Here is a 25,354-nt window from a genome sequence, read left to right on the forward strand (position 1 = left end):
TTTCTGGAGCGCTTAACGTGGATCAAACATTTCTCAGCCCTGACTATCGTCCTCAACTAACCGGATCCGTCATCGACACGATCGAGGACGTTGCAGCAGGCAATCGCACGTCGATTCGCGATCTGTGGCGCACGCTCGTTCGCCGTCGCAAAGTTTTTCTGGCGATCCTGATCGCCTTTCCGCTGCTGGTCACGTGGTGCACGCTGGTCATTCCGCGTTCGTACACGACGACGGCGAAACTCATGACCGGTCCGGGCGGCCCGACGAGCACGCAGCCTTCGTCGACGTTGCCGGTCCTCAACGAGTTGCTAACCGGCTTCGGAACGCAGACGGCGGAATCGTACGTCGAGCTGCTGCAGGAAGAACCGGTCGCGCAGGGCGTGGTCGATCAGCTTCATCTCAACGTTTCGCCGCCCGATCTGCTCAAGCACATCAAGGCAACGCCGGTCATCAACACGTCGATCATCTCGCTCGAGGCGACTTGGTCGGACCCGGTGACGGCTGCGAACATCGCCAACACCACGGCGAGCGTCTTCGTCGATCGCGAACGCGACATCGTGGCACGCGAAGCGATCAGCGCGATGAATTACATCGGGCAACAGCTCCCGCGCGCACGCAGCGACATGGAACAGGCAGCCACGGCGCTCGCCGCATTTCAATCCGAGCACAGCATCGCCGACATCACGAATCAGACGCAAACGACGATTCAAGCGCTCGCTGCGCTTGATTCCAAGCTAAGCCAGTCGCAGACCGATGCCGGACAGGACCAAGCCCAGCTCAAGAGTGTGGAATCCGTGCTCGCCAAGACGCCTACAACGTTGATCGGCAGCAAGAACGTCGGAACGAATCCCGTCGTCGATCAACTGCGCACGCAGTTGGCGCAGGTCGACGTTCAGCTGAAGACCGCCGAATCGGAGTATACGGAACAACACCCGACCGTGATTGCGCTCCGCGAACAAAAGGCGCAGCTCGAATCTCGCATCAATGCGCTGCCCCAGACGGTCAACTCGTCGAATTCGGTCGTGCCAAATCCGATCTATCAGCAGTTCCGCACGGAAGAAGGCACGCTGCAGGGTCAGATTGCTGCACAGCAGGCGCTGGCTTCCGGTCTGCAACGTCAACGCAACACGATGGAACAGCAGATTCGTACGATCCCAACGGAGCAGCTGCAGTACACGGAGCTCGCGCGCAAAGCGAAGTCGACGGAAGACATCTACAATGCGCTCGAAGGCAAATACAACGAAGCTTCGGTTGAGAAAGATGCTGCAATCAGCGACGTCGCCCTCATCTCGCCGGCACAGTCGACCCTCTACACCGTCATCCCGAATCTCAAGCTCAACGTCATCGTCTCGCTGATCCTCGGCATCATGCTGGCCTTCGCCGGCGTCGCGCTGGTCGAAGTCTTCGACGCCTCACTCAAAGGCGACGAACGCGAGCTCGAAGAGGCCTACAAACTTCCCGTGCTCACGACGGTCCCGAAGCTCGAAGACCGCCACGCGGAAAAGCTGCCCGCCGGTTCGCACAAAGTGCTTCCGCCCGCCAACGAAGACGCTCAAGGCGCCCCCGACGGCGAAAGCATTGGTTGGCTGCGTGCGATGTGGATCGAATCATTCGTCCGCCTCGTCGCCAACCTGCGCTACTCCACGGGCAAGCCGCTCCGCTCGATTGCGATCACGAGCCCATCCGCGAACGACGGCAAGTCAATCGTCGCGCTCAACACCGCGATTGCGATGGCCGAATTCCAGCCGCGCGTACTTCTGGTCGATTGCGATCTGCGCCGTGCGACGCTCCACACCGCGCTTGGCGTCGACGATCCACGCCCGGGCATCACCGACGTGCTTGTCGGCCGGGCAACTCTCAAAGACGCGATTCGCGCAACGCGGCACGCCGGACTCGATTTCCTACCATCGGGGACGACGTCGCCGAATCCCGCGGCTCTCTTGCAGGCAAAGCCCTTCGAAGAGCTGCTGGCAGAAGCAGCCGCCGAGTACTCGCTGGTCGTGTTCGACACGCCGCCCATGGCTGCGATGTACGACGCCGGCATTCTTGGGGCGCGCGTTGACGGCACCGTCATCGTCGTGTCGCAAAATCAAACGAATTCGCACGCGCTCAAGCGAGTGATTCGCGAGATCTCGCGCATGCGCGGCGTGAATCTGCTCGGCCTCGTTCTCAATCGGATCGCTCCATCTCGTTCGGCACAAGCCGACTACATGGATTACCTCGCAAAGGCGGGGCCTGCGCTTCTTACGCCATGAAATTCAATCCCAAAACGCTCATGACCGTGCTGCGCGCCGTGCAGCGCGAAGCCGGGTACGCGATCGCGCGTGAGAAGGCGCAATCGCAATTTCCCCACGTGATCTTCGGCGAGGGCGTCATCGTACGCGCACCCGATCGCTTCAAAGCCGGCCGGAAGTGCTTCCTCGACACGCGAGCCTACCTCTCGTGCGGCGGCTCGGCGTGGAGCGGCGGCAGCGGTTACATTCGTCTCGGCGACAACTGCGAGATCGGACCCTACTGCGTACTGTGGGGCGCCGGTGGAATCGAGATGGGCGACAACGTGCACATCGGCTCGCATGTCAACATCACCGCGCACGAGGCCGTGCGCATCAATCCCGAGGTCACCGATCCGATGCTGCCGCTCAATTTCAAGTTCGAGCCGGTCATCATCGAAGATCACGTTATCATCTGCTCGGGGACGAGCATCATTCCGGGTGTGCGCATCGGTCATCACAGCATGATCGGTGCAGGAGCCGTCGTGATCGACGACATCCCGCCGTACTCACTCGCAGTCGGCGTCCCTGCAACCGTCGTCAAGCGTTGGGATGAAAACGCGTTGCCCGAGTTGACGCTGTCGCGCGTCGAGCGGTGGGTGCCTTAGTAATGGAAACGCTGATCGCCGGCATCGTCATCATTCTCATTGCCGGTGTGCTGAGCTTCTTGATCGCGCCGCCGCGCCGTATGAAGAGGGCGGTCGTCGTCGAACCTGCTGCCAAACCCGTCGTGACGATCCCGCGTGCTGCGCTCCCGGATTTTCCGTGGGAAGTGCTGCTGGACCGTCCACCAGCGCGTATCGTGCTCGAACACGTCGAACCGTACGTACGCGACAACGTCGTGCTCGTGACGGGGGCCGGCGGTTCGATTGGCAGCGAGATCTGCCGTCAAGTATCGTCGCTCGAACCCAAGCAACTGCTCTTGATGGGACACGGCGAGAACAGTTTGTTCGCGATCCAGCAAGAGCTGGCCGAGCGCGGCTTTGCGCGGACGCGCATTGTCCTGGCCGACGTCGGCGACATTCAAGCAGTGCGCAACGTCTTTGCGAACGGGCAACCCGACATCGTTCTGCACGCGGCTGCGCACAAACACGTCCCAATCCTGGAAGAGAACGTCTGCGAAGCCGTTCGCAACAATATTTTCGGGACGCACAACGTCGCTCTCGCTGCCGCAGCCGCGGGCACGGGACGCGTCGTTCTCCTGTCCACCGATAAGGCGGTCAATCCTACAAGCGTGATGGGCGCGACGAAACGCGCGTGCGAACTAATCTGCCAGTCGTTCGCGCATCGTACGCCCACCGAATTTGTGTCGGTCCGGTTCGGTAACGTGCTCGGAAGCCGCGGCAGCGTGCTTCCGCTTTTCATCCGTCAAGTGCAAAAAGGCGGTCCCATCACGATCACCCATCGCGACATGGAACGCTTTTTCATGACGATCCCCGAGGCGGTCTCGCTCGTCCTCGAGGCCATGGTCATGGGCTACGACGGTCAAGTGTTCGTACTCGACATGGGCAAGCCGATGAAGATCATCGACGTAGCGCGCCGTGTCATCGAGTATCACGGGCTCGTTCCGAATCGCGACATCGACATCGTTGAGACCGGCATGCGCCCCGGCGAGCGGCTTTATGAAGAGTTGCTGACCGCGGGGGAGGGCATGACGCGTACCAGTCACGAGCGCCTCTACATCGCAGAGCAAGAACGCGTCGAGTACGATGTCGTCGCAGCTTCGATCGCTGAATTGCAACGCGCGGTGCGCATCTCCGACGTGAAAGCCACCGTGTCACTGCTGCAAACGCTCGTACCGAGCTTCACACCCGGCACACATCTGGTGCCAAGACCGGAAAGCGTTCCGGTCATCCACGAGGTCGAGGCGGCTGCTCGAGCCGCATCCTCGCCGCTCGCTCCCGCCATTGCTCGCGCTTCTTAAACGGACTCAAACGCCATAATGAATCTCCTCTCCCAGGCCACGCATGCCCAGCAGGTCCAATCCACTCCGCCGCAGCGGCTTCGGCATCTGATCAAAACGCACGAGGCGCTGGTCGGCGTCGTCGGCATCGGTTACGTCGGGTTGCCGCTCGCCGTCGAACAGGCGAAGGCGCGCTTCCAGGTTCTCGCATTCGATCGCAGCGCGATCCGCGTCGCGCAAGCCAATCAAGGCCTCAATTACATTCGCGACGTCAACGACGAGGATCTAGCTCGCGTCGTTGCCTCCGGCAAATTCACGGCTACGACGGATATGTCGCGGCTCGGAAGCTGCGACGTCATCGTCATCTGCGTCCCGACGCCGCTGACGCCGAACAAAGAACCCGATATCTCGTACATCACGAACGTCGTGCACGACATCGCCTCGCAGCTGCGTCCGGGTCAGCTGATCATTCTAGAGAGCACGACCTATCCGGGGACGACGGAAGAGGTCGTACTCCCGATACTGCAGCGCAGCGAGCTGATCGTCGGCAAGGACTTCTATTTGGGCTTCTCGCCCGAGCGCGTCGATCCGGGAAACAAGCGCTTCAACACGCACAACACGAACAAAGTCGTCGGAGCCGTGACGGCCGAGTGTCTCGACATGGCGGCGACGTTCTACGAGCAGACGATTACCGAAGTACTGCGGGTATCGAGCCCGCGCGTTGCCGAGATGACGAAAGTCTTCGAAAACACGTTCCGTGCCGTCAACATTGCGCTCGTCAACGAGATGGCGTTGCTGTGCGACCGCATGGGGATCGACATTTGGTCGGTGATCGATGCAGCAGCGACCAAGCCCTTCGGCATCATGCGTTTCGAGCCGGGTCCGGGTGTGGGCGGCCATTGCATTCCGCTCGATCCGCATTACTTGTCGTGGAAGGCACGCCAGTACGATTACTACGTACGCTTCATCGAACTCGCGGCGCAGGTCAATCAAACGATGCCGTACTTCGTGCGCGATCGTATCGCGAGATCGCTGAACAAAGAACGCAAGTCGCTGCGTGGCTCGCAAGTTCTCGTCTTGGGCATGGCCTACAAGCGCGACGTCTCGGATTGGCGTGAATCGCCCTCGCTCAAGGTCGTCGAGCTGCTCGAAAACGACGGCGCGAACGTGAAATATCACGATCCGCACATTGCGAGCTTCGCGGACGATCACGGAAAGGTCCGCCGCTCCGTACCGCTTACCGATGATCTGCTCGCATCTTCCGATTGCGTCGCGATCCTTACGGATCACTCCGCCTTCGATTGGGAACGGATTGTCGCGCGCGCACGGTTGGTCGTCGATACGCGCAATGCAACCTGCCGCGTCGAAAGCAACCGGGAGAAGATCGTCCTGCTATGAGCCGCACCAAACCGTTGCTCGGCATCGCCGGCGCAGGCAAGTGGGGCGCAAATCACGTCGCGACCGCTGCGTCGCTTGGGGTGCTGGGCGCGATCTGTGACGCCGATTCGGCGCTACTCGGGAAGACGTGGGATAAACATCCTGAGGCAACGGCGACCCTCCGCTTCGACGAGCTTCTCCGGATGCCGATCGATGCGGTGGTCGTCGCGACTCCGGCGCAAACGCACGCCCAGCTTGCGCTGGCGGCAATTGCGGCCGGCAAGCACGTCTTCGTGGAGAAACCCCTTGCGCTGAGCGTCTTAGACGCGCAAATGATCGTTGCAGAGGCGCGGCGCAAGGGCGTTCACGTTTTCGTCGGTCACATCGTGCTCTATCAGCAGGGCGTGCGCGCCGTGCTGGAAGCCGTGCGAACCGGCATGGTCGGCGACGTGCACCACGTGCGCGCGCGCCGCGCGAGCTTCGGGCGTCTGCGCTTTGTCGAGGACGTGTGGTGGAGTTTTGCGCCGCACGACGTTGCGACGATGCTTGCCGTCATGGGCGAGGAACCGGTCGGTACCTCGATTGCGCGGCATAGCTTCGCAACGCCGGGCATTGCCGATTTTGCGTACGGTGATTTTCGTTTCTCCGGCGGACGTAGCGCGCACATCGAAGTGACGTGGCTCGACCCTCTCAAAAGCGCGTCGCTCGACGTGTTCGGCTCGGGCGGAATGCTGGCACTGCGCGAGCTCTCGGGTGAGACGCGCTTGGCGTACATCCCGTGTGGCGTCGATCGCAAAGAAGTTGCGCGCGCCGAGCTTTGGCGCGGCGAGGAAACGACCCACCGTTTCGAACGGGATGAGCCGCTGCGCACCGAGCTGCAAGCGTTCATCGATCAAATCACGCACGGAACGCCGGTTCCTACGAACGGCGAGGCCGGGCTCGCAGTCGTGCGCGCGCTTTCGATGAGCGCATCGTCGGAACCGCAGATCCTCCACGAGACCTATGAAAGGACACCGGTATGAGCGCGGTAGCCGCAATTGCGTCGCCGCTCGTGCACGCTACGGCGGTTGTCGACGACGACGTCGTGATCGGCGACGGAAGCCGCGTGTGGCACTTCAGCCATCTTGGCAAGGGTTGCCGGATCGGCGAGCGTTGCTCGCTGGGACAGAACGTCTACGTTGCCCCAGGCGTCCGGATCGGCTCGAACGTCAAGATTCAAAACAACGTGTCGATCTACGAAGGCGTCGAGCTGCACGACGACGTGTTTTGCGGACCGAGCATGGTGTTCACGAACGTGATCACACCGCGTTCAGCTTTTCCGCGCAACACGTCGGAGCATTATGCCAAAACGATCGTCAAGCGTGGCGCGACGATCGGTGCCAACGCGACGATTGTTTGCGGCCACACGATCGGCGAATTCGGATTCGTCGGCGCCGGCGCCGTCGTTACGCACGACGTTCCACCGTTCGCGATCGTGGTCGGAAATCCAGCTCGTGTCATCGGTTACGCCTGCATGTGCGGTGCGCGTCTCGCACTCGAGCAAGGCGGTGCGCATTGCACCGGGTGCGCCAAACTTTATCGCAACAACGACGGAAGATTACAGCCGAAATGAACCAGATCCCAATCCTCGACTTGCGTTCGCAGCATCGCGCCATCCGCGAGGACCTTTTGGCTGCGGTTGAAGGCGTCATCGACAGCGGGCAGTTCATCCTCGGCCCGAACGTTGGTGCCTTCGAAGACGAGTTCGCAGCCTATCTCGGCGTCGAGCATGCGATCGGCCTGAACTCCGGAACCGATGCACTGCACTTGGCATTGCGTGCGCTCGACGTCAGTCCCGGCGACGAAGTCGTCACGACCACGTTTTCATTCATTGCAACCGCGGAAGCGATCTCGATCGTCGGCGCGACGCCGGTCTTTGTCGACATCGATCCGCAAACGTGGCAGATCGACGCGAAGGCAGTAGAAGCGGCGATCACGCCGCGTACGCGCGCGATCATCCCGGTGCATTTGTACGGAGCGCCGGCGCCGATAGACGAGATCATGCGCATCGCGCAGGCCCACAACATCGACGTGATCGAGGATTGCGCGCAATCGGTCGCGGCGGCGATCGGCGGCAAGAAGACCGGGACGTTCGGGACGATTTCTGCCTTCAGCTTCTTTCCGTCCAAGAACCTTGGTGCGTGCGGCGACGGCGGCGCGATCGTCACGGATCGAACCGATCTCGCACAGCGTATACGCGCGCTACGCGCGCACGGCGGCCGGAAGAAGTACTATCACGAGGAGATCGGTCTCAACAGCCGTCTCGACGAGATGCAGGCCGCGATCTTGCGGGTCAAGCTTCGTCACCTTGACGCATGGACCAGCTCACGGCGCGTCATCGCCGCGCGCTATAACGAAGGCTTCGCTGCCTCGGAAGACATCCAACAGCCGGTCGAAGAGAACGGCTGCTACAACGTCTATCATCAGTACACGATCGGCGTGGCAGAGCGCGACGCGCTTCAGGAACGCTTGCGTAACGCCGGCATCGCAACTGCCGTGTACTATCCCTTGCCGCTGCACTTGCAGCCCGCGTATGCCATGCTCGGTGGAAAAGAAGGCGACATGCCCTTCGCGGAAGCGGCTGCGAAAGCAGTGCTGTCACTCCCGGTCTCCCCCGACATGCCGGAGTCGGACCAAGATGTCGTCATCGAAGCCGTGCGTGAGCTGACCTTAACGTTGAGTGCTGCATGAGAACGATCACGGTCGTGGGCGCGCGGCCGCAATTCGTCAAGGCCGCGGTCTTGGCACCGGTTCTCGCACGCGCGGGCATCGCAGACTCGATCGTTCACACCGGACAGCACTACGATCGCAATATGTCCGACGTGTTTTTCGACGAGCTCGAGATTCCGGAACCCGCCTATACGCTCGGCGTCGGATCGGCGCCGCAAGGCGAGCAGACCGGGGAAATGATGTGCCGCATTGAGCCCGTTTTACTGCGGGAGCAGCCGGACTGCGTCATCGTCTACGGGGATACGAACACAACGCTGGCGGCCGCGCTCGTAGCAGCGAAAATGTCGATCCCGATTGCGCATGTCGAGGCCGGTTGCCGCTCGTTCGATCGCTCCATGCCCGAAGAAGTCAATCGCGTCGTCACCGATCATCTCTCGACATTCTTGTTTGCTCCGACGGAAGTAGCGGCCGCGAACTTATATGCGGAAGGCATCCGCAACGGCGTGCACGTCGTCGGTGACGTGACGATCGACCTCGCGCACGCCACCAGCGAGCGGCTTCCCGCGATGCCGAATATCTTGAGCCGCTGGCACGTACGTAGCGGAACGTATGCGTTTGTTACGATTCATCGTGCCGGGACTGCGAATGACGTCCTTGCATTCGAGCGTATCGTCGGAGCACTGCGGCAGCTTGGAATGCCGGTTATCTTCGCGGCGCATCCGCGCGTGCGCCCGATGCTGGACGCGATGGGGGCCGGTATCGACGGCGATCCGATCGTGGTGACCGATCCGCTCTCCTACATCGAAACGATTGCGGCGGTTAAAAACGCGCGTGTCGTCATTACTGATTCCGGCGGATTGCAAAAAGAAGCCGCCGTCCTCGGTGTCCCATGCGTGACGGTGCGAAGCTCGACGGAATGGCTTGAGACCGTCCGGTCGGGGTGGAATGTGCTCGCGGGAACCGATCCCGAAGCGATCGTTTCGCTGGCTCACCGCGCGCGTCCCGAAACGCCCCTTCCTTATGTCTCCGATGGCCGAACGGCGGAGCGCATGGTTACGATTTTGCTCGAATCGCGGACGCCGATGCGAGAGATCGCATGAGAGACATCGTCGAAAATCCGCGCAACGCCAAGATACTAGCAGCATCGGGCGCGGCGGTGACGATGATCGGGCTGGCATTCGTGGTCGCGCACGGCACGCCGATCACATTTGCGCTCGGTCTCGCCGTCATTCTCGCGCTGCCGTTATTTTATCTTGCGATCGAGCGTCCGCTGCTGTTTCCCTTCGGACTCTACGCGGCGATGGTTCCGTTCGATGACATCCTCAACTTCGGTCACGTTGGAACGATCAACAAATTCATCGGCATCCTCGCGTTTGGCGCGATCCTGTTCATGATGCTGCGGCGCGGAGAGATCTCGAAGCCCTCGCCCGCAGTGCTGGCGTGGATGGCGCTCGGCGTGTGGATGGGGGTCAGCGGATTTTGGGCTCTCGACAGCAAGGCGTGGCTGCTCGCGTATCTGACATTCGCGCAGCTCTTCTTGCTCTACGCTTTGCTGACGCTGACGATCGCAACAAAGGAAGACATCCGGGCGCTGTGTACCGCAATCGTCGTTGGCGGAATGGCTGCGTCGGCGTTCGCGATCGGGCCGTTTATTCACGGCTTCAACGATAAGGGACGCCTGACGCTACCGGGCGGCAATCCGCACGATCCCGTCGACCCGAACCAGTTTGCGGCCGCGCTCTTGCTCCCGTTCGCGATCCTGTTTGCGACGACGCTTTCGACGAAGAAGGCCATGCCGCTTATCTTCAACATCGCCGGGCTCGCGCTGCTTGCGATCACGATCGTGTTGACCGGTTCGCGCGCCGCAATGCTTTCGCTCGTCGTCGTCCTGTTCTTCATGGTCATCCGCAGCCGGCATCGTGTCCTCGCGCTCGGACTGCTCGTGGTTTCTGCGGGGGCGGTCGTTCCGTTCGCCATGAAGGTTCAGGAGCGTTTCTCGAGCGCGATCTCGAGCGGCGGCGCGGGGCGCGAAGACATCTGGAAGGTCGCGATCATCGCGCTCAAGCAGCACTGGCTGTTTGGCGCGGGCTTCGCGTCGTTCCCCGCCGCCTACGACAGCGCCGTGCTGCAGGCGCCCTTGCAGATGTATGTAGGCTGGCACCGGGCACCGCACAATCTCGTGATCGCAACCAGCGTTGAGTTGGGTATCGTGGGGATTGTGCTCGTCGCTTTGGCGTTATTCATGGAGTACCGCAACATGGCGCGGCTTCCGCGCATCGGCGGCTTCATGGACGAACTGCGCGTCGCGTTTCAAGCCACGCTGCTCGCGATCTGTCTCGATGCTCTTTTCCTCGACCTCACCAACCGCAAATATCTCTGGCTTCTATTTATCATGATGGCCTTGCTGAGATCGACCGTCCTCAATGAGGCGGCGTCTCGGCGTGACCGAAGGAGAACCACGTGCGTAGCAAGTTCCTTGCCTATTCCCGACCGGACATCGGACCAGCCGAAATTGCACGAGTCACCGAATCTCTTACAAACGGCTGGTTGACGACGGGCCCGAGCGTGAAAGCGCTCGAGGACGGATTCGTCAAGGCCTCAGGAATTGCGCATGCCGTGGCGCTGAACAGTTGCACGGCGGGTCTGCATCTCGGATTGGTCGCGCTCGGCGTCGGTCCGGGAGATGAGGTCGTCATGCCGTCGTTGACGTTCGTTGCGGGAGCGCAGTGCGCACGCGAGATCGGCGCGATTCCTGTCTTTGCAGATATCGATGAACGTACGCTGACCGTAACGGCCGAAACGGTCAAAGCCGTTACGACGCAACGCACGCGTTGCATCATGCCCATGCACTATGCGGGACGCCCTGCACCCGTCGACGAGATCGTCGAGTTCGCGCGTCCGCGCGGGATTCGCGTGTTGGAAGACGCCGCGCATTCTGTTGGGATGCTCAGTGGCGGAGCCTGGGCCGGCGCTAATTCGGATGGTGCAGCCTATAGCTTTTATCCGACCAAAAACATCACGAGCGGCGAAGGCGGATTGTACCTCACGAACGATGCCGAGATCGCGGCGCGCATTCGGCGTCTCTCGCTGCACGGCATGAGCCGCGATGCGTGGAAGCGTTACACGGCCGGTGGTGGTTGGCGTTACGACGTCGTCGAACTCGGCTACAAATACAACTTGCCGGATCTCGGTGCGGCAATCGCCGTTGCGCAAATGGAACGGCTCGAAGAGCTGCAAGAAGCCCGCGAAGCGCTCGCGCGTCTGTATCTCGACCGTCTTGCCGATCTGCGAGGCATTACTCCCCTCACCGAGTTCGTCGATGAACCCGATCGCCATGCATGGTGCATGTTCGTCGTTCGCGTCGATCCTCGAACCGCGGGAATAACGCGCGATGCGATGATCGACGAACTGCGCGCAGCGAATATCGGAACGAGCGTTCACTATATTCCAACGCATCAGTTTACCGCCTATAAAGATTTGCCGGCCGACGTTCCGGTTACGGACCGCGTATGGGAGCAAATCCTCTCGCTGCCGCTGTATCCGACGATGACCGAACGCGACGTCGATGACGTCGTCGACGCTCTCAGGGGCGCAACGAGAGCACGTCGTCTTGCGGAAAACGTTGCCTGACACGAATTTAACGAAGATGCAATGCGCCGGCGATTTATACACGCCGGCGCTTCTCTTTGTGCAAAGATTTGCGTGTTCACGTCGGGCTCGCTTGCATGCTATGGAATACTGCATGCTACCGCTCGAGCGACAGGAGCACGTTGCAGCGGGGCCTGAAGCGCATCCACAGTAAAGTCGGTGCGCGTTTCCTCACGCCCGTACCAAGCTAACCGCGCGCCACCTTAGAGTAAAAGGGAGATTAAGCTTTTGAGAGGGCGCATATCCGTATGCGGCGCGCTTTGTGCTGTGCTGCTTACTGTGGGTTGTTCACATTCGTCGGGAGGAGGTGGCAGCCAATTGCCTGCTACCCCGCTCCAAACCGGGGAAAATGGAGGCGCTGCGCGTTCCGCGATGAGCGTGAGTGTAAGCGGCTCGACTGCGACGGTAACCGGCACCATCACGAGCGGCAACAAGTTTGAATTCGTACTGAACGCGGGCTCAGGTTGTGGAAACGTTCCTATCCTCACGAACAGCGCAACTGCCTGGAGCACGAATGGTCTCAGTGTAACCTCTGGGACGGCGGCGACCGTGCTCGGTGAAGGGAGCTGCGCGACATCATTCACGGCCTCATCCGTGACCTTGGGGAGCGGAAGCAGCACCCCAAATCTCGCGGGGACGATAAACTCGACCGGCACCGACACGATCAATGTCGCCGGAGCCAACGGCTGCGGCGCGGTCAACGTAAATTACAGCTCAAGCACCGCGATCACGTACAACGGTAATTCGCTCGCAAAAGGCGTCCCAATTTCCGTTTGGGGCTCCGGGAGCTGCGCCACATCGTTCACCGCTACGACGATAACGCTGGGATCGGGAAGTTCGAGCGCGTCAACGACCTCGATGACGCACGTGCTGACCGCGGATTATCTTGGCGGCTATTCCGGAACGAACACCGTTACCGCGGCGCAAGCCGCGCCGTATCTGAGCTGGGCGTCGACGTCGACTGCCGATTCGAGTGGAATCTCGAAAGCGGGCATCAAGACGATGATGTATCTCAGTCCGACGCGTCAAGCTACCACGGATCCGCTCTACTCATCCCATGCCTTTGCGTACGCATGCGGCGGGAGCACTATTGCCATTCCGTACAACAGCACCACCACGTTCTATCTTATGAATCCCGCTTCGACTACTCTGCAAAGCGCAATGAATGCATGGGCTAAAAACGAGCAGAGCGAAGGTCACTTCGACGCCTTCTTCTTGGACGACATGGACGACTTATATTCCGTTCCGTCCACGCCGTGCAATGTAACGTCATCGGAGTGGGATTCCGAAAACTGGACGCTGATCTCGTCCTTCAACTATCCTGTTATATTCAACGGCTACGCAATATCTTCGGATAGCGAAGCGCTCATCGGTGATTCCCGCGTGACCGGAGCAATGGTCGAAGAGTGTTATGGCCGCGTCTCCAATCCAACGCCACCCTACTCGACCGGCTCGTACTGGACAGAGGACGAAAATCTGCAAATTTCGGCCGCAAAAGCCGGTAAGATGTTTTTCTGCTACAATAACGGCGCGTACGCTTCGCAGTCGTATATTCAGCTGCGCGAATACATCTACGCCTCATTCCTCCTGACGTATTCCCCGAGCTCATCCGTCTTGTGGGAATCGCTGGCGACGACGAGCGGCTTGCACGTTTTTCCGGAAACGAAGCTCGTTCCGACGAGTCCGTACGTGGCCGCGAGCACGGTTTCTGCGCTCGAGACGTCAAGTGGTCTTTACGCTCAAGAGTACGCAGCCTGTTATCTAGCCGGCCAGAGCGTCGGTCCGTGCGCGGTCGTCGTAAATCCAAACTCGTCCGGCTCTCTCGCGTTTCCGTCCCTCAGACATACGTACAAGCACACGATGGCCCTGAGTGGTGAGGGTGTGCTGGACGGAGGCTCAGTTTCAGTGACGGGATCTGCACCGCCGGCCTCCGTAGCGCCCGAAACGGGGTTAGTCGTCCTAGAATGAAAATCTAAGGCAACAAAATATACGCACTCAAGCCTGGAATAGTTGACGGCACGGCGGCGCCGGTTAGTGACACGGTTCCGCCGTCGAGAACGCTCAGTTGATTGCTGATCGTCATCGTATGACCGTAAGTTCCATTAAGCATTGGTTTCGCGTGCGCGCTCGAGGACGGATTCACCACGAACGCGCACGCGCCGACGCTCGTTCCGTTGTAAAAGCAGCTCTGATATTCGCGGAAATACGTTCCGGCGGGATCTTGCAGCGCACCGATGCCGGGCGAAGTCGACGGGTACGTGACGATCGGGTTGTACGCGGTGAGCTCTTCTTCGGGGAAGACGTGAATCTGCGGGTTCGTCGAGTTCGGATTCTTGCCGTTGCCGGGATAACCGTAGTAGTCGTTCTGATAAGCGGTGTAGACCGGGTCCCAGACCAGCATGAAGGATGCAAACGCGTAGGTTCGCGCGGTATACGACATCGCGCCGGTCGAGATCGAATCTTGATCTTGCAGCAAGTAGAGCTTTTGAGCGTTTACCGTGGCAATCTCGGCGTCTTCGGTGACGATCCATTGATTCACCAGCTCGCCGCTCGTATTCAGGCCAATGATCGCATTCTTCGTATCACCCAAGCACTCGTCGCACACGAATCCGAACACGTTTGCAAGGCCGGTGAACTGGTTGATCGCGTTGGCAATGTTGGCGGTGCTGCCGCCGGCCTGGATCGTGATCGCCGAGAGCGCATTGAGCAGGTACTTTGGCGCCGTGTGCCCGGCGAGTAAGCCGGCGACGCTCATCGAATCGACGATCGCCGCGTAGGCGGTCGAAGATGCCGGCTCCGACCACTGTATGCCGTTGTGGCACGGCAAATCGTTGTTGTCGTTGTAGAGGTAGGCGTTGACGTCGTCTATGAAGACGATGCCGAACTCGGTGCTATAGTTGTATTGCGTTGTTACGTCGTTGTCGTATAACGCGAGCGCAGCCGGTTGCCATGGATCAGACAGATAACCGTTGCTGTTCTTTTCCGTGACTGGGTTGCCGGCGCAATCCAAAGCTTCAGCGCTCGCGTCGAGCCCGCCGGGCTTGATGTTGTTGAACTGCGCATCACCTGAATACACGTGCGAGTCGTCGATGTAGGCGTAGACGTGACTGGCGGAGACTCCGGCCGCCGCGAGTCCGGGCGTTCCGTAGCTCGGATACGTTCCGGTCGGATCGTTATTCGGAGACGGCGCTGCGAAATACGTGATCCATGGTTTCGCCGCTGCGACGCCACCGGACGGTGTGTCGCTCGTGTAACCGCCGCAGCAGTAGTCAAAACTTTGCACATGCGTGAGCGCGTTTGGCGTAGGAGTAGCACCAGACTGTGACGTAGGTGACGTTCCTGGTGTGTTTTGTGTCACAGGGATGTTGTTTGCGACACTCGAGTGCGAGCCCGATCCTCCAGCGCCACCGCAACCGAAAACGGACACGAACATAAATCCGAGTAGGAACGCCAGTCTAAGCCGTCTTCGTAACAGCGACATCGCCCCAAAAAATTCGGTCTACAAACGAGCGGGCTTTAGCAAACGTTCTTCGACTTTGTAAAGCAGCCGCTAAGAAATACTGAGATCGATCGGGCGCTAGTTTGCACGCTTAGTAGTCAAGCATGCGCCCTCAAACCCTTGCTGCATAAGGGTTTTTCGAAAGCTTTTCGATTTCGTCGAGCGATTGCTTGCCTCTATGACGGCCAAGTATGGTCGTCCTAGACATCCAAATCGAACCCATTAGTAACTTATAGTGGCAGGCTGCGCGGCGTTCTCTTAGAGACTCCGCCTATCGTGCTTGGTCACGATACCTGTTACACGCAATGCCGCTTTAAAAAGTGGAGGACTTTCAGCGTGGCGCGATGGTTGAAGGTGTCCTGGGTTACAGCCGGCCTCTGTTTTCTATTTCTGGCCGCATGTTCCGAAGGTTCGCATACCACGTTTCCGATGACGGCAAGTAATGCGAGTCTCGGTAACGTCAACGGGGTTCGAACGACTGCTAGTGTGCAACTACCAGCAGTTGCCGGCACGATTCAAACCGTCAGCCCGTCGCAAATCAACATTTTGGCGCCTGCACCGTGTGGACACGTCAACGTCACCTACAGCGGTTCGACACAAATTGTTTATAACGGCTACACGCTAAGTGCCGGTACGTACGTGAATGTGTACGGAACCGGAAGTTGCTCGACGTCGTTTACGGCGACGGAGCTGTTCTTGGGAACGGCGACTCCTACGCCGGCACCGACGCCATCGCCGACTCCGACCGGCGTTCCCGCCTTAACCGCGACAATTCAGACCGTCAGCCCGACGAAGCTCAACGTCCTGGGGCCGGCACCGTGCGGTCACGTCAACGTCACCTACGGAAGCACGACACAGATCGTCTATAACGGCTACACGCTCGCGGCCGGCACCGTCGTCAACATTTACGGCACCGGCAGCTGCGCGACGTCGTTCACTGCGACGGCGCTTGTGCTCGGCACGCTGCCGACTCCGTCGCCGACGCCAACGGCAACGCCGACGCCCTCACCGACAAGCCCGCCGTTGCTCACGGCGACGATTCAATCCGTAACCGACTCGCAGCTGAAGGTGCTCGCGCCTGCGCCCTGCGGTCACGTTAACGTGAATTACGGACCCACGACCCAGATTAACTATTACGGTTACACGTTGGCTCCCAACGTTATCGTCAACGTCTGGGGCAGCGGCAGCTGTGCAACCTCGTTCACGGCCACGATCATGACTCTCGGCGTGCTGCCGAATCCGACCCCAACGCCGTCACCGCCGCCGGTGAACAATCCGCTCAGTCACGTGCAAACCTTCGACTATTGCTGCGGTGGCTATAGTAACGACACGCCGACGGGCGGCGTCGCGACGGCGAAACCCTGGATTTCGTACTACGCAGCGCCGTCTGCGAACGGCGATCCGAGCGGAACGAATCCGACCTATGGCGCACCCGGGCTCCAAGCTGCCGGAATCCCAGCCAGCCGCGTCTACACGTATATCGATGACTCACATGTCTACTCAGGCGATGCGCAATTCAGCAACGTCGCGCCCGGCGGCATCGACGCAAGCGCCGAAGCCAAGACCTGCGCCGGCGCTGCGATCACAGAAAAGAGCGGCGCCGGCTATCTCACCGATCCGTGGCAACCCGCGACACTGACGCTGTACGACAATGATGTCACCACCCAATACAACTACAGTACCGAGTTTGGGATGGTGTTCATCGACGACATGAATGCGTACATCTATAACGACAACAGCGCAATGCCGTGTCACAACGGCGCACAGTGGTCACAGCCGACGGCGTCGGCCGCCTACGCCACGATCGTGAATTCGATGACCGTCGCGAACCTACTCGCGGGTCATCCGGCACCTGCGTACATGCTCAACGTGCTCTCGCCGATCGAGATCGAAGCTTCCGGCAGCATACCCAGCATGTCCAGCATGATCACTTCCTTCTCGGGTCTCGCAAACGTCATGGGCTTCACGTGCGACGAATGCTTGGCCGACAACAAGAACGCGATCATCGGTCAAAACACGGCGACCGAGATGAAAAATCAGTGGAGCATGACGGAGAACGCTGAGATCGCAACGGTCAACACGCGCAAGCTCTACGTCCTGCTCGATCAAGATTCGTCGTCGCGCGGCACATACTCGTATGCGGGCCGCACGTACGCCTTCGCCTCCTTCATGTTGGCATGGGACCCCGTCTACACTGGGTATCAAACCGCATACTACGGTTTTCCGGGGAACGGCACCAACCCGAACTCGGCAAATCCGCAGATCCATGTCTTCCCCGAAGAAGCGCTGACGGCGTACAATCCGATCGTTCCGTATCCGTCGACTTCGACCGGCGCTGCGGCCTTCCAAGACACCGGCGGAGCATTCTTCCGCGAATATCAGAGCTGCTTCTACAACGGCACGGCCATCGGCGGATGCGCGTTCATCGTGAATCCGAATGCAAGCTCTGTCGGGACGCCGTCGCTGAAGGGCACGTACACGCATACGATGGTCATCAGCAGCGAGAACAGCGTCCTCGACGGTGGTACGGTCTCGCTTACGGGCGCGAGCGTTCCATCCTCAATCCCTGCCCTTGCTGGTTATATCCTATTGCCGTAAGCCTGGCCCGGCGCGCGGTGAACAAGTAGGCCTTTCAACCAACCGAGTCCATACGAAACGTGCATCGTTAGAAGCACGAACGGCATCAGCATTGCGAGCGCACCCAATTTCGGAGTTGCGGCCGCGCTCGCTGCCGCCGTGAAACACGCGTAGGCGCCCGGGACGAGCCAGCAGAGCGGCTGCGGCGCTATCGCCGAAAGTGCAAGGCCGAGCACGAGTGCCGGCGGAGCAAGGACACGGAAGGGGATGCGCGCCCCGAAATTCAGCTGGCTTTTTCGGCGCCAGAAACCGTAGCGGAACATCTGCGAGGCAAGCTCCGGAAGCGTGCGCCGAACATGGTAGCGGCAACGCAGCTTCGGACTCGTTGCGAGCTTGTAACCTGCAGCACGCAAACGCAAGTTGAGGTCGGTGTCTTCATCGAAGGGGACATCTTCGTTGAAGCCGCCGATCTCGAGCAGAACGTCACGGCGAACGAAGCCGACCAGAACCGAATCGACGTAGCGTTCATCATCGACGTAACGGAACGTGGCGTCGCCGACGCCGTAAGGCGACGACATTGCGTACGCGATCGCTCGTCCGATGGTACCGTCGCCGAGTGCCTTCGGCGTTCCGCCGACGTTCGCCGCGTCGAGACGCTCCGAGAGCGCAATTGCTTGCGCGATGTAGTCATCGCCGTATTCCGCGTGGGCAACGACAAACATGACGTACGTTCCGTTGGCAGAACGAATGCCTTGATTGTAGGCAAAGACTTGAAATCGCTTGGGATTCTCGATCAGGCGAATCGTCGACCCGAATTCCGGATGCGAACGGACGATCTCCGCTGTACGATCGGTGCTGCCGCCGTCTACGACCAACACCTCGAGCTTGCCGTGCATGTCGCGTTGCTCGAGCAACTCGCGCAAACAGCGCTCGATGTGCCGCTCTTCGTTGAAGGTGGCAACGACCGCGGTAACGAGCGGAGTCATCGCGTGAGTATGTATCCCGTGGTAGGCGCGAGCGATCCCGGCATCGGAGGTCCGTCGAAGGACAGGGTGCCGCCTTCGAGGACCATGCCGCCGTGTAGAGCCGCCGTGTGATTGTAGTTTTGCGCGAGGTGCGGCCGTGAGCGCGCCGCCGACCGATCGCTGTTGACGACGAACGCGCAGCCGCCGATCGGCGAGCGCCGGTAGTAACAGTGCGCGTATTCACGCACGTACGTTCCGGCGGGGTCACGCAGCTCATCGACCGATTCGATGTTGCCTTTGAGCGGATCGTGCGCTACGAGCTGTGTCTCCGGGGTCACGTGCAGCTGGCCGGCTTGATTCGGAGCGTATGCCGTTTGATACACCGAGAACTTGGGATCCCACGCCAGCATGTAGGACGCGAAGGTGTATGCGCGCGCGGCCGGATTGTTCGCGATATAGCGCACGTAGAGCCAAAAGATCTTGCGCATGCGCTCGGTCTTGATCTCGAGGCCGAGATCGTCGCGCCACTCCGTATCGTAGGTTACCTTATCCGGTTTGTTGCCTGCGAAGCACTCCTCGCACATTCCGCCGAGCACGTTCGCGGGTTTGAGCATCGCGAGCGGGACCGTATATTGGTCGCCCTTGTCGACGTAGTCCGAGAGTCCGTTGAAGATCAAATTGGGGACGATCGAGCGTCCAGCGACCTGGATGCGCGCGGCAGCTAGAAGTGTCGCGTCTTGCTCTGCTGTAGCCGGCTCGGGCCATGGCGTATTCCCGATGCACGGCGGTCCGTTTGTCAGGCCGTAACGATACGCGTCGGCATCGTCGATGAAGTACGCGTTGTAGGCCGGATAGTAACGGTACGCAAGCTCTTCGTCCAGCAGATTGAGCGTTTGCGGCGAGCGCGGGTTGGTCAGATAGCCGGGCGGCGATTCAGTACGGATCAACACTCCGCCGCAATTGGTTGCGCGCGTCGCAGCATACTTACCGCCGTCAACGGCAGCATACAGATGATCGCCCTGATAAACTTTGAAGACGTCGACGTAACGGTAGATGTTTTGGATTCCGGCCGCGCGATCGGCGTCCGCCCCCGGATTGTCGGGCGTCGCCGCCCACGTGAGGTACGGCGCCGCCGACGAGGGTGCGACCGTGTCGTTTGCGTAGCCGTGGCAACAGTAAGCTGCGGTCGGAACGTGCGCTTCAACCGGGACCGCTGCAGTTGCAGGGCGGCCAACCAGAAGTGCGGTTGCAAGTAAGAGTCCGAGTACGCGCACACAGGCAGTTTAGGTCGTTGCGGCCATCTCGAAAAGTGCCAAAAGGGCCGAGTAGGCAAGCGATTTCCGGGTAACGTAAACGCGTTCCCCGCATCTCTTGGATCGAGTATGGTCGCAACTGCCTTAGACTCTCGCTCGCCCGAAGAATCACTTCGTGGAAACGGCGCAACCTCGCTGCGCCACTATTCCGCGCGTTGGCAGGCGGTTATCATGGCCGTCGACATCGTCGCGTTCTTTGCGTCGTTCTACGTCGCCATGGGGCTCGTCAACCACACGTGGACGTTCCGCAATTTTATCTCGATCGTCGAGGTCGCCGGCTGGCTTTCGATCGGGATGTGGATTGTGATATTCGCGCGGGTCGGTATGTATCGCCGCTCGCTTGCGCTCAACTCGCGCGACGAGATCTATTACACGATCGCAGCACTTTCGCTCGGAATTTTGCCGCAGCTGATTCTGTTTACGATCGTCCCCTCGCTCTCGACGTCGCGCCTCTTGTTGCTCGTCGCCGTATGCCTTGCGACGCTCGGCGTCGGAGGCGCGCGTGCCGTCGTCCATCTTGCAATTCGCATTCAGGAGGATCGCACGTTCAGGCGGATCTTGGTCGTTACGCCGAGTCATGTACCGACGATGCTCGGTAACGACGGTGGAATGCCGAGCCAGTGGAGCCTCTTGCCGTACCGTTCCAACATCGAGCAGGCCTCCGGAAATTCGCCGGAAGCGATCGTCGAGCGCATCGCCTGGTTTCGCGCCGCGGCGCGTGATGGTTGCGATATGGTTTTGGTCGAAGGGCTGTTGCCGCCGCTGGCTGCGGCGCATGTTGCGGATTTAGCCGCGCGCGGGGGTGTCGAATTGCGATTTGCGCCACCCGAGCTGCAGGCGAGCGCATTCGAAGTGCGGATCGACCGTCGCGGTGGACAGACACTGCTGATGCCGGTGCCGCTCGGCGTACTGAGCCCGCCGGCGGAATTTTGCAAATCGCTGCTCGATCGCTCGGTCGCGTTCATCGCGTTGTGCGCGCTTTCGCCGTTGCTGGTGGCGACTGCGGTTGCAATTCGTCTGGAAGGTCCCGGGCCGGCCCTCTTCCGACAGCTTCGTGTCGGGCGCAACGGACGCTCGTTCAATGTGTTCAAGTTCCGCTCGATGCGTCTCGATGCCGGCGAAAACTGGGCGACGACAAACGATGACCGCGTCACTCGTGTGGGCGCATTCATTCGAAAATATAGCATCGATGAGCTGCCGCAGCTGCTCAACGTTCTGCGCGGAGAGATGTCGCTGGTCGGGCCGCGTCCCGAGATGCGTGAATACGCCGACCGTTTCAGCATGCAGTTCCCGCGGTATGCCGACCGGCATCTCGTCCGTCCGGGAATCACGGGTTGGACGCAAATCAACATGCGCCGCAACTTGACGCCGAGCGACGTCGAAGAAGTTCTCGAGAGCGACCTCTTTTATATCGAGAACTGGTCGTTCTTGCTCGATCTCTCGATTCTATTCAAGACCGCTTGCGAGATTTTCTTCCACCGGGGAGTTTAGCCGCTTCGAAAGATACGAGGAGATCAGCCTGCGGTATCCGTGGAGATCTTCGGGCTGCACGCAAGCGACGTGCCACAACGGCACTTTCGCCTGGATCGAGAAGATGATCATGCTCGCGATGACGGTCGAAATGTACGATACCGTCGTTCCGATTGCGGCGCCGACGATCCCGATGCGCGGGATCAGAATCAGACTGATCGCGGCACAGATGAATGCGGAAGCGCCGGCGATGATGAGCGGATATTGCGGCTTTTTCGCATTGAGCGTGTAGTAGCTCGAGATGATGCTCGCGGCGGACATCGGAATGATGCCGATCAGCAACACGCGTAGCGGCGCGACGGCGGGTAGAAATGCCGGCCCGAACAGCAGCTCGACGGCGGCCGGCGCGACCAGTGCGGCGACGATGCACAGCACGGTGATGAACGCGAAGTTGTTGCGCACGCAGCGAGCCGTGAGATGCGCCGCTTCGCGCGCGCCGAGCGAACCGATGTGCGGGACGGTAACGATCGAGCCGACTTGTGCGGCGACCAGTAACGTCTCGGCGGCGGATACGGCGGTTGAATAAAAACCGAGCTGGCTGTGCGAGGTGAAGAACGCGACCATGTACAGGTCGATGCGGTAGTTAAGGATGGAGACCAGGCCAATCGCGCCGATGCGAGCCGCATATGTCAAGAACGCCCACGTCGCAATGGGTCCGGTCGCCATCCCGCGTGCGCTCCAAAGCACGACGCAGATGGCGACGAGTCCGACGAAGACGTTGCCTGCAAACCACGATTCGATTGCGACGTTTGCGGTACGCCCGACAAAGAGTAAGCCGGCTGCCAAGCAGATGAAGATTGCGATGTTCGTCGCCAGCGTGAAAAGCGTGACTAGCCGCGGATTCTTCACGCCGTAGCCGTAGCCGTTGACGATGGCGATGAGCGCCATGAAGGGCAGCACGATCGCTGCGTACGGTGCCGCCCACAGCTGATTCGTCGCGACCGTAATCGCCATGACGACGACGATTCCGGTCGCGACCATCGGAACGGCGGCCGCAAACGCAGCCCGGATCGCACCGGAGCCGGCACGGTCCTTTAACATCGACGATGCAATCGTCGTCGTCAGTCCTGCGAACACGGTTGCAACGAGGCCTGCGAGCATGCCCGGCACCACATACGTGCCGCGGCCCTCCGGGCCGAGCATCCGTGACACAAAAATACTGACGCCTGCTGCACAGACCAAGTTGAGGACGCGGACGATCAGAATCTGAAAGCCGTCCGCGAACAGCGTCTTGGCCTTCACGGCGGACATTTACCACGAAAGCGCGGACTCAATCACGGCCTTTCGGACTAACGGGTGCGTGCTAAGGCACCTATCATAGTTCAGATCATCCTGGGGAAACTTATATGGTGAACCTGCCCGCAGGTCGAAACGCCATGCGCACCGCTCTTCTCTGGGGATACACACACCACGTTCATGCGATTTCGCAGTTCGTAAACGAGCACGCGTCGCATTGGCGCTTGATTCCTCGGGGAGGCGGGCGGGCAGCACGCAATCGTACGCTTGCGCTTTTGCCCTTCGTCGACGCGGTCGTCGAATTCGGCGGACCCGCACCCGACGCGCTCCTTGCAGCCTGCGCACGCCGTTTGCATAAACCGATCGGCGTCGTCTGGGCGGGCTCCGATGTGTTGCGTGTGCGAGAGAAGCCGGCCGAGATCGCACGAGTGCGCGCTCGCCACTATCGTCACGTAGCGTGCTCGGCAACGCTAGCGGCCGAGTTGCTCGAGCTCGGCATTGCGGCCAGTGAGCTGCGTCTCGCCGTTGCAACGCCTCCGGAGACGTTGCCGCCCCTCCCCGAAAAATTTTCCGTGCTCGGTTACGGACCCATGAGCAAGGAGTGGCTCTACGGAACTGACATTTTGCTCGCCGTCGCGGAACGCATGCCGCACGTGCGATTCGACATCATCGGCGAGACGACGCATCGTGAGTCAACGCTCAAGAACGTCGTCTATCACGGATGGTTGGACGACGTAAACCCTGCGGTCGATGCCGCAACGGTGATCGTGCGTCCGACACGCCACGACGGGATGCCCCTGATGGTGATCGAGGCCTTGGCGCGTGGCCGCTACGTCATCTGGTCGCGCGAGATGGCCGGCGCCCTTTACGGAATGACCGTTGAAGCGATTGTCGATCATCTCACGCGTCTCGAAGAGCAGCATCGGGCCGGAGAGCTTTCGCTCAATCACGACGGCGTGCGAGCGGTGCGCGAGCAATTCGACCCGGCGGCGATTACCGCCGGCGTCGAAACGTTTCTCGACGACTTGACCGCGCGTCCGCGTAAGCGCGTCGATCCACGAAAGCGCGCCGTGGTCTCGGGCGAGCCGGAGATCGTTGCGGCGTTTCTGGAGCGCGCACGCTTCGAAGCGCCGGATTGGCACATTCATTCGGTCATCGGACGCTCGCGCAGCGAGCGCCTCGACGACGTTCTCGCAATGGCTGTCAGCAAGCGTTGGTTCAATCTCGGAGACTCACGGCTCGATCCGATCGTTCGTACAGTCGCGCATCTTCTCGGGAAGAATCCGATTGCGGCCGGCTTCGAGGTAGCGCGCTCGCTCAACGTGTCTCTGCGGCCGCGCCGGCGCGGTCGTGGAAACCATCGTATCAAGCTGAGTCCCGCCGAATGGCGCGCCTTTGATGCATGTCATCCTGCGCCGACATTTTTTGCACGTCCGGCTTGGGGTCTCGCACTCGAACGCGTCTACCCGCGATTTGCAGCCGAGCCGACGCTGTTCAATCTCGCCGAAGGCGAAGCGATCTTTCCGTTGATGCATTCGAACGGACGCTTCACCTCATACGAGGCGATGCCACTCGGAACGTACGCGCTGCCGTTGCTTCCCGACGGACGTCCTGCCGATGCAAAGATGGCGCAAGCCATCGTGCACGATATCGTGGCGCAGGATGCGGACGAGTTCAGCTGCGCGTTTTGGCCGCTTGCCGGTTACAGTGAGTTTGGCCTCGGCGAAACGCGCGCGTATCAAACCTCGGTAATCGATCTGAGCGAAGGAGCCGACGCGGCCGTCGCACGCTTCAAGGGTGTTGCGCGCCGGATGGCGGGACAAGCGGTTCGTAAAGGCGTCAGCGTTTCATGCGAAAGCGGCGCGATCGAAACCTACTACGGATTGCTCGAGGACTCGGCCAGGCGTTGGGGTCGCGGTGCACCGCACATTCCGCTGAAGCTCTTCCAGGCGGTCGTCGAGCTTGGCGGTGACGACGTTGAAGTCTGGATCGCGCGTTATCGTGGCGAGGCGATCGCGGGCGGCGTGATGTTGTACGGCTCGACCGAAGCATTTTTCTGGTCGGCCGCGTTGCGCGCGGAGTTTGCAGATTTACGGCCGAGCAATCTGCTCAACGTTCAGATGATTCGGGCGGCGGCAGATCGCGGCATTCGCTGGTATAACATGGGAGCAAGCGAAGGGCTTTCGGGTGTGGCGCGCTTCAAGGAATCGCTCGGAGCCGAGCCCGTCGACTATACCGCGCTCCTGTGGCAATCGCCGGCGTATCGCCGCTATCTGCGATTGCGTTCGCTGTGGCGTGGAAACGCCGTGCAAGCGGCCGTGCTCTAA

General features: G+C 60.4%; 18 protein-coding genes. 14 read left to right on the forward strand and 4 right to left on the reverse strand.

Going from position 1 to position 25,354, the window contains the following annotated elements; all coding sequences use genetic code 11:
- The first annotated feature begins 17 nt into the window (after nucleotides 1-17).
- From VGG22_13100 to VGG22_13150, 11 genes are all read left to right on the forward strand, one after another.
- Entirely contained in the window at nucleotides 18-2,255 is a 2,238-nt protein-coding gene (locus VGG22_13100) for a polysaccharide biosynthesis tyrosine autokinase (protein HEY1729308.1), read from the forward strand.
- Entirely contained in the window at nucleotides 2,252-2,878 is a 627-nt protein-coding gene (locus tag VGG22_13105) for an acyltransferase (GenBank protein HEY1729309.1), read from the forward strand. Before VGG22_13100 ends, VGG22_13105 begins: the two co-directional genes overlap by 4 nt.
- 2 nt (nucleotides 2,879-2,880) lie before the next feature.
- A complete protein-coding gene (locus tag VGG22_13110) occupies nucleotides 2,881-4,194 on the forward strand; it encodes an SDR family NAD(P)-dependent oxidoreductase (GenBank protein HEY1729310.1) in 1,314 nt (437 codons plus the stop codon).
- Nucleotides 4,195-4,212: 18 nt separating this feature from the next.
- Nucleotides 4,213-5,571, forward strand: a complete 1,359-nt coding sequence (locus VGG22_13115) for a nucleotide sugar dehydrogenase (GenBank protein ID HEY1729311.1) — start codon at nucleotides 4,213-4,215, stop codon at nucleotides 5,569-5,571.
- Nucleotides 5,568-6,572, forward strand: coding sequence for a Gfo/Idh/MocA family oxidoreductase (locus VGG22_13120; GenBank protein HEY1729312.1), 1,005 nt, complete (start codon nucleotides 5,568-5,570; stop codon nucleotides 6,570-6,572). The genes VGG22_13115 and VGG22_13120 overlap by 4 nt, the downstream gene beginning before the upstream one ends.
- On the forward strand, nucleotides 6,569-7,162 hold the full coding sequence (locus tag VGG22_13125) for an acyltransferase (protein ID HEY1729313.1): 594 nt from the start codon (nucleotides 6,569-6,571) through the stop codon (nucleotides 7,160-7,162). The genes VGG22_13120 and VGG22_13125 overlap by 4 nt, the downstream gene beginning before the upstream one ends.
- Entirely contained in the window at nucleotides 7,159-8,280 is a 1,122-nt protein-coding gene (locus VGG22_13130) for a DegT/DnrJ/EryC1/StrS family aminotransferase (protein ID HEY1729314.1), read from the forward strand. Before VGG22_13125 ends, VGG22_13130 begins: the two co-directional genes overlap by 4 nt.
- Entirely contained in the window at nucleotides 8,277-9,359 is a 1,083-nt protein-coding gene (gene wecB, locus VGG22_13135) for a UDP-N-acetylglucosamine 2-epimerase (non-hydrolyzing) (GenBank protein HEY1729315.1), read from the forward strand. Before VGG22_13130 ends, wecB begins: the two co-directional genes overlap by 4 nt.
- Nucleotides 9,356-10,810, forward strand: a complete 1,455-nt coding sequence (locus VGG22_13140; GenBank protein HEY1729316.1) for an O-antigen ligase family protein — start codon at nucleotides 9,356-9,358, stop codon at nucleotides 10,808-10,810. Before wecB ends, VGG22_13140 begins: the two co-directional genes overlap by 4 nt.
- Entirely contained in the window at nucleotides 10,720-11,889 is a 1,170-nt protein-coding gene (locus VGG22_13145) for a DegT/DnrJ/EryC1/StrS family aminotransferase (protein HEY1729317.1), read from the forward strand. The genes VGG22_13140 and VGG22_13145 overlap by 91 nt, the downstream gene beginning before the upstream one ends.
- 396 nt (nucleotides 11,890-12,285) lie before the next feature.
- Complete coding sequence (locus tag VGG22_13150) at nucleotides 12,286-13,875, forward strand: hypothetical protein (GenBank protein ID HEY1729318.1); 1,590 nt, start codon at nucleotides 12,286-12,288, stop codon at nucleotides 13,873-13,875.
- A gap of 4 nt (nucleotides 13,876-13,879) precedes the next feature.
- Here the strand turns inward: VGG22_13150 and VGG22_13155 are convergent, their stop codons facing one another.
- Nucleotides 13,880-15,190, reverse strand: a complete 1,311-nt coding sequence (locus VGG22_13155; protein ID HEY1729319.1) for a hypothetical protein — start codon at nucleotides 15,188-15,190, stop codon at nucleotides 13,880-13,882.
- Nucleotides 15,191-15,892: 702 nt separating this feature from the next.
- Here VGG22_13155 and VGG22_13160 point away from each other — a divergent pair.
- Nucleotides 15,893-18,004 (forward strand): DUF5666 domain-containing protein, encoded by a 2,112-nt coding sequence (locus VGG22_13160; protein ID HEY1729320.1) that lies wholly within the window; start codon nucleotides 15,893-15,895, stop codon nucleotides 18,002-18,004.
- On the opposite strand, the gene VGG22_13165 is transcribed toward VGG22_13160, so the two are convergent.
- Both VGG22_13165 and VGG22_13170 read right to left on the reverse strand, forming a co-directional pair.
- Complete coding sequence (locus tag VGG22_13165) at nucleotides 17,986-18,969, reverse strand: glycosyltransferase family 2 protein (GenBank protein HEY1729321.1); 984 nt, start codon at nucleotides 18,967-18,969, stop codon at nucleotides 17,986-17,988. The genes VGG22_13160 and VGG22_13165 overlap by 19 nt on opposite strands.
- Nucleotides 18,966-20,222 carry a hypothetical protein gene (locus VGG22_13170; protein HEY1729322.1) on the reverse strand — a complete coding sequence of 419 codons (1,257 nt, stop codon included), beginning with the start codon at nucleotides 20,220-20,222 and terminating at the stop codon, nucleotides 18,966-18,968. Before VGG22_13170 ends, VGG22_13165 begins: the two co-directional genes overlap by 4 nt.
- A gap of 108 nt (nucleotides 20,223-20,330) precedes the next feature.
- Here VGG22_13170 and VGG22_13175 point away from each other — a divergent pair, with 108 nt between their 5' ends.
- The gene (locus VGG22_13175; protein HEY1729323.1) at nucleotides 20,331-21,752 is read left to right on the forward strand and encodes an exopolysaccharide biosynthesis polyprenyl glycosylphosphotransferase; all 1,422 of its coding nucleotides are present in this window, start codon (nucleotides 20,331-20,333) and stop codon (nucleotides 21,750-21,752) included.
- Here VGG22_13175 and VGG22_13180 read toward each other — a convergent pair.
- Nucleotides 21,708-23,042, reverse strand: a complete 1,335-nt coding sequence (locus tag VGG22_13180) for a polysaccharide biosynthesis C-terminal domain-containing protein (GenBank protein ID HEY1729324.1) — start codon at nucleotides 23,040-23,042, stop codon at nucleotides 21,708-21,710. The genes VGG22_13175 and VGG22_13180 overlap by 45 nt on opposite strands.
- Before the next feature lie 125 nt (nucleotides 23,043-23,167).
- Here VGG22_13180 and VGG22_13185 point away from each other — a divergent pair, with 125 nt between their 5' ends.
- Nucleotides 23,168-25,354 carry a GNAT family N-acetyltransferase gene (locus VGG22_13185; protein ID HEY1729325.1) on the forward strand — a complete coding sequence of 729 codons (2,187 nt, stop codon included), beginning with the start codon at nucleotides 23,168-23,170 and terminating at the stop codon, nucleotides 25,352-25,354.

It is taken from the genome of Candidatus Baltobacteraceae bacterium (assembly GCA_036489885.1).
Taxonomy (GTDB): domain Bacteria; phylum Vulcanimicrobiota; class Vulcanimicrobiia; order Vulcanimicrobiales; family Vulcanimicrobiaceae; genus JAFAMS01.

Bases quoted from the DNA above. Each gene is read 5' to 3' on its own strand.
- VGG22_13105 (HEY1729309.1), top strand. From the start codon at position 2,252: ATGAAATTCAATCCCAAAACGCTCATGACCGTGCTGCGCGCCGTGCAG.
- VGG22_13110 (HEY1729310.1), top strand. From the start codon at position 2,881: ATGGAAACGCTGATCGCCGGCATCGTCATCATTCTCATTGCCGGTGTG.
- VGG22_13115 (HEY1729311.1), top strand. From the start codon at position 4,213: ATGAATCTCCTCTCCCAGGCCACGCATGCCCAGCAGGTCCAATCCACT.
- VGG22_13120 (HEY1729312.1), top strand. From the start codon at position 5,568: ATGAGCCGCACCAAACCGTTGCTCGGCATCGCCGGCGCAGGCAAGTGG.
- VGG22_13125 (HEY1729313.1), top strand. From the start codon at position 6,569: ATGAGCGCGGTAGCCGCAATTGCGTCGCCGCTCGTGCACGCTACGGCG.
- VGG22_13130 (HEY1729314.1), top strand. From the start codon at position 7,159: ATGAACCAGATCCCAATCCTCGACTTGCGTTCGCAGCATCGCGCCATC.
- wecB (HEY1729315.1), top strand. From the start codon at position 8,277: ATGAGAACGATCACGGTCGTGGGCGCGCGGCCGCAATTCGTCAAGGCC.
- VGG22_13140 (HEY1729316.1), top strand. From the start codon at position 9,356: ATGAGAGACATCGTCGAAAATCCGCGCAACGCCAAGATACTAGCAGCA.
- VGG22_13165 (HEY1729321.1), bottom strand. From the start codon at position 18,969: ATGACTCCGCTCGTTACCGCGGTCGTTGCCACCTTCAACGAAGAGCGG.
- VGG22_13175 (HEY1729323.1), top strand. From the start codon at position 20,331: ATGGTCGCAACTGCCTTAGACTCTCGCTCGCCCGAAGAATCACTTCGT.
- VGG22_13180 (HEY1729324.1), bottom strand. From the start codon at position 23,042: ATGTCCGCCGTGAAGGCCAAGACGCTGTTCGCGGACGGCTTTCAGATT.
- VGG22_13185 (HEY1729325.1), top strand. From the start codon at position 23,168: ATGCGCACCGCTCTTCTCTGGGGATACACACACCACGTTCATGCGATT.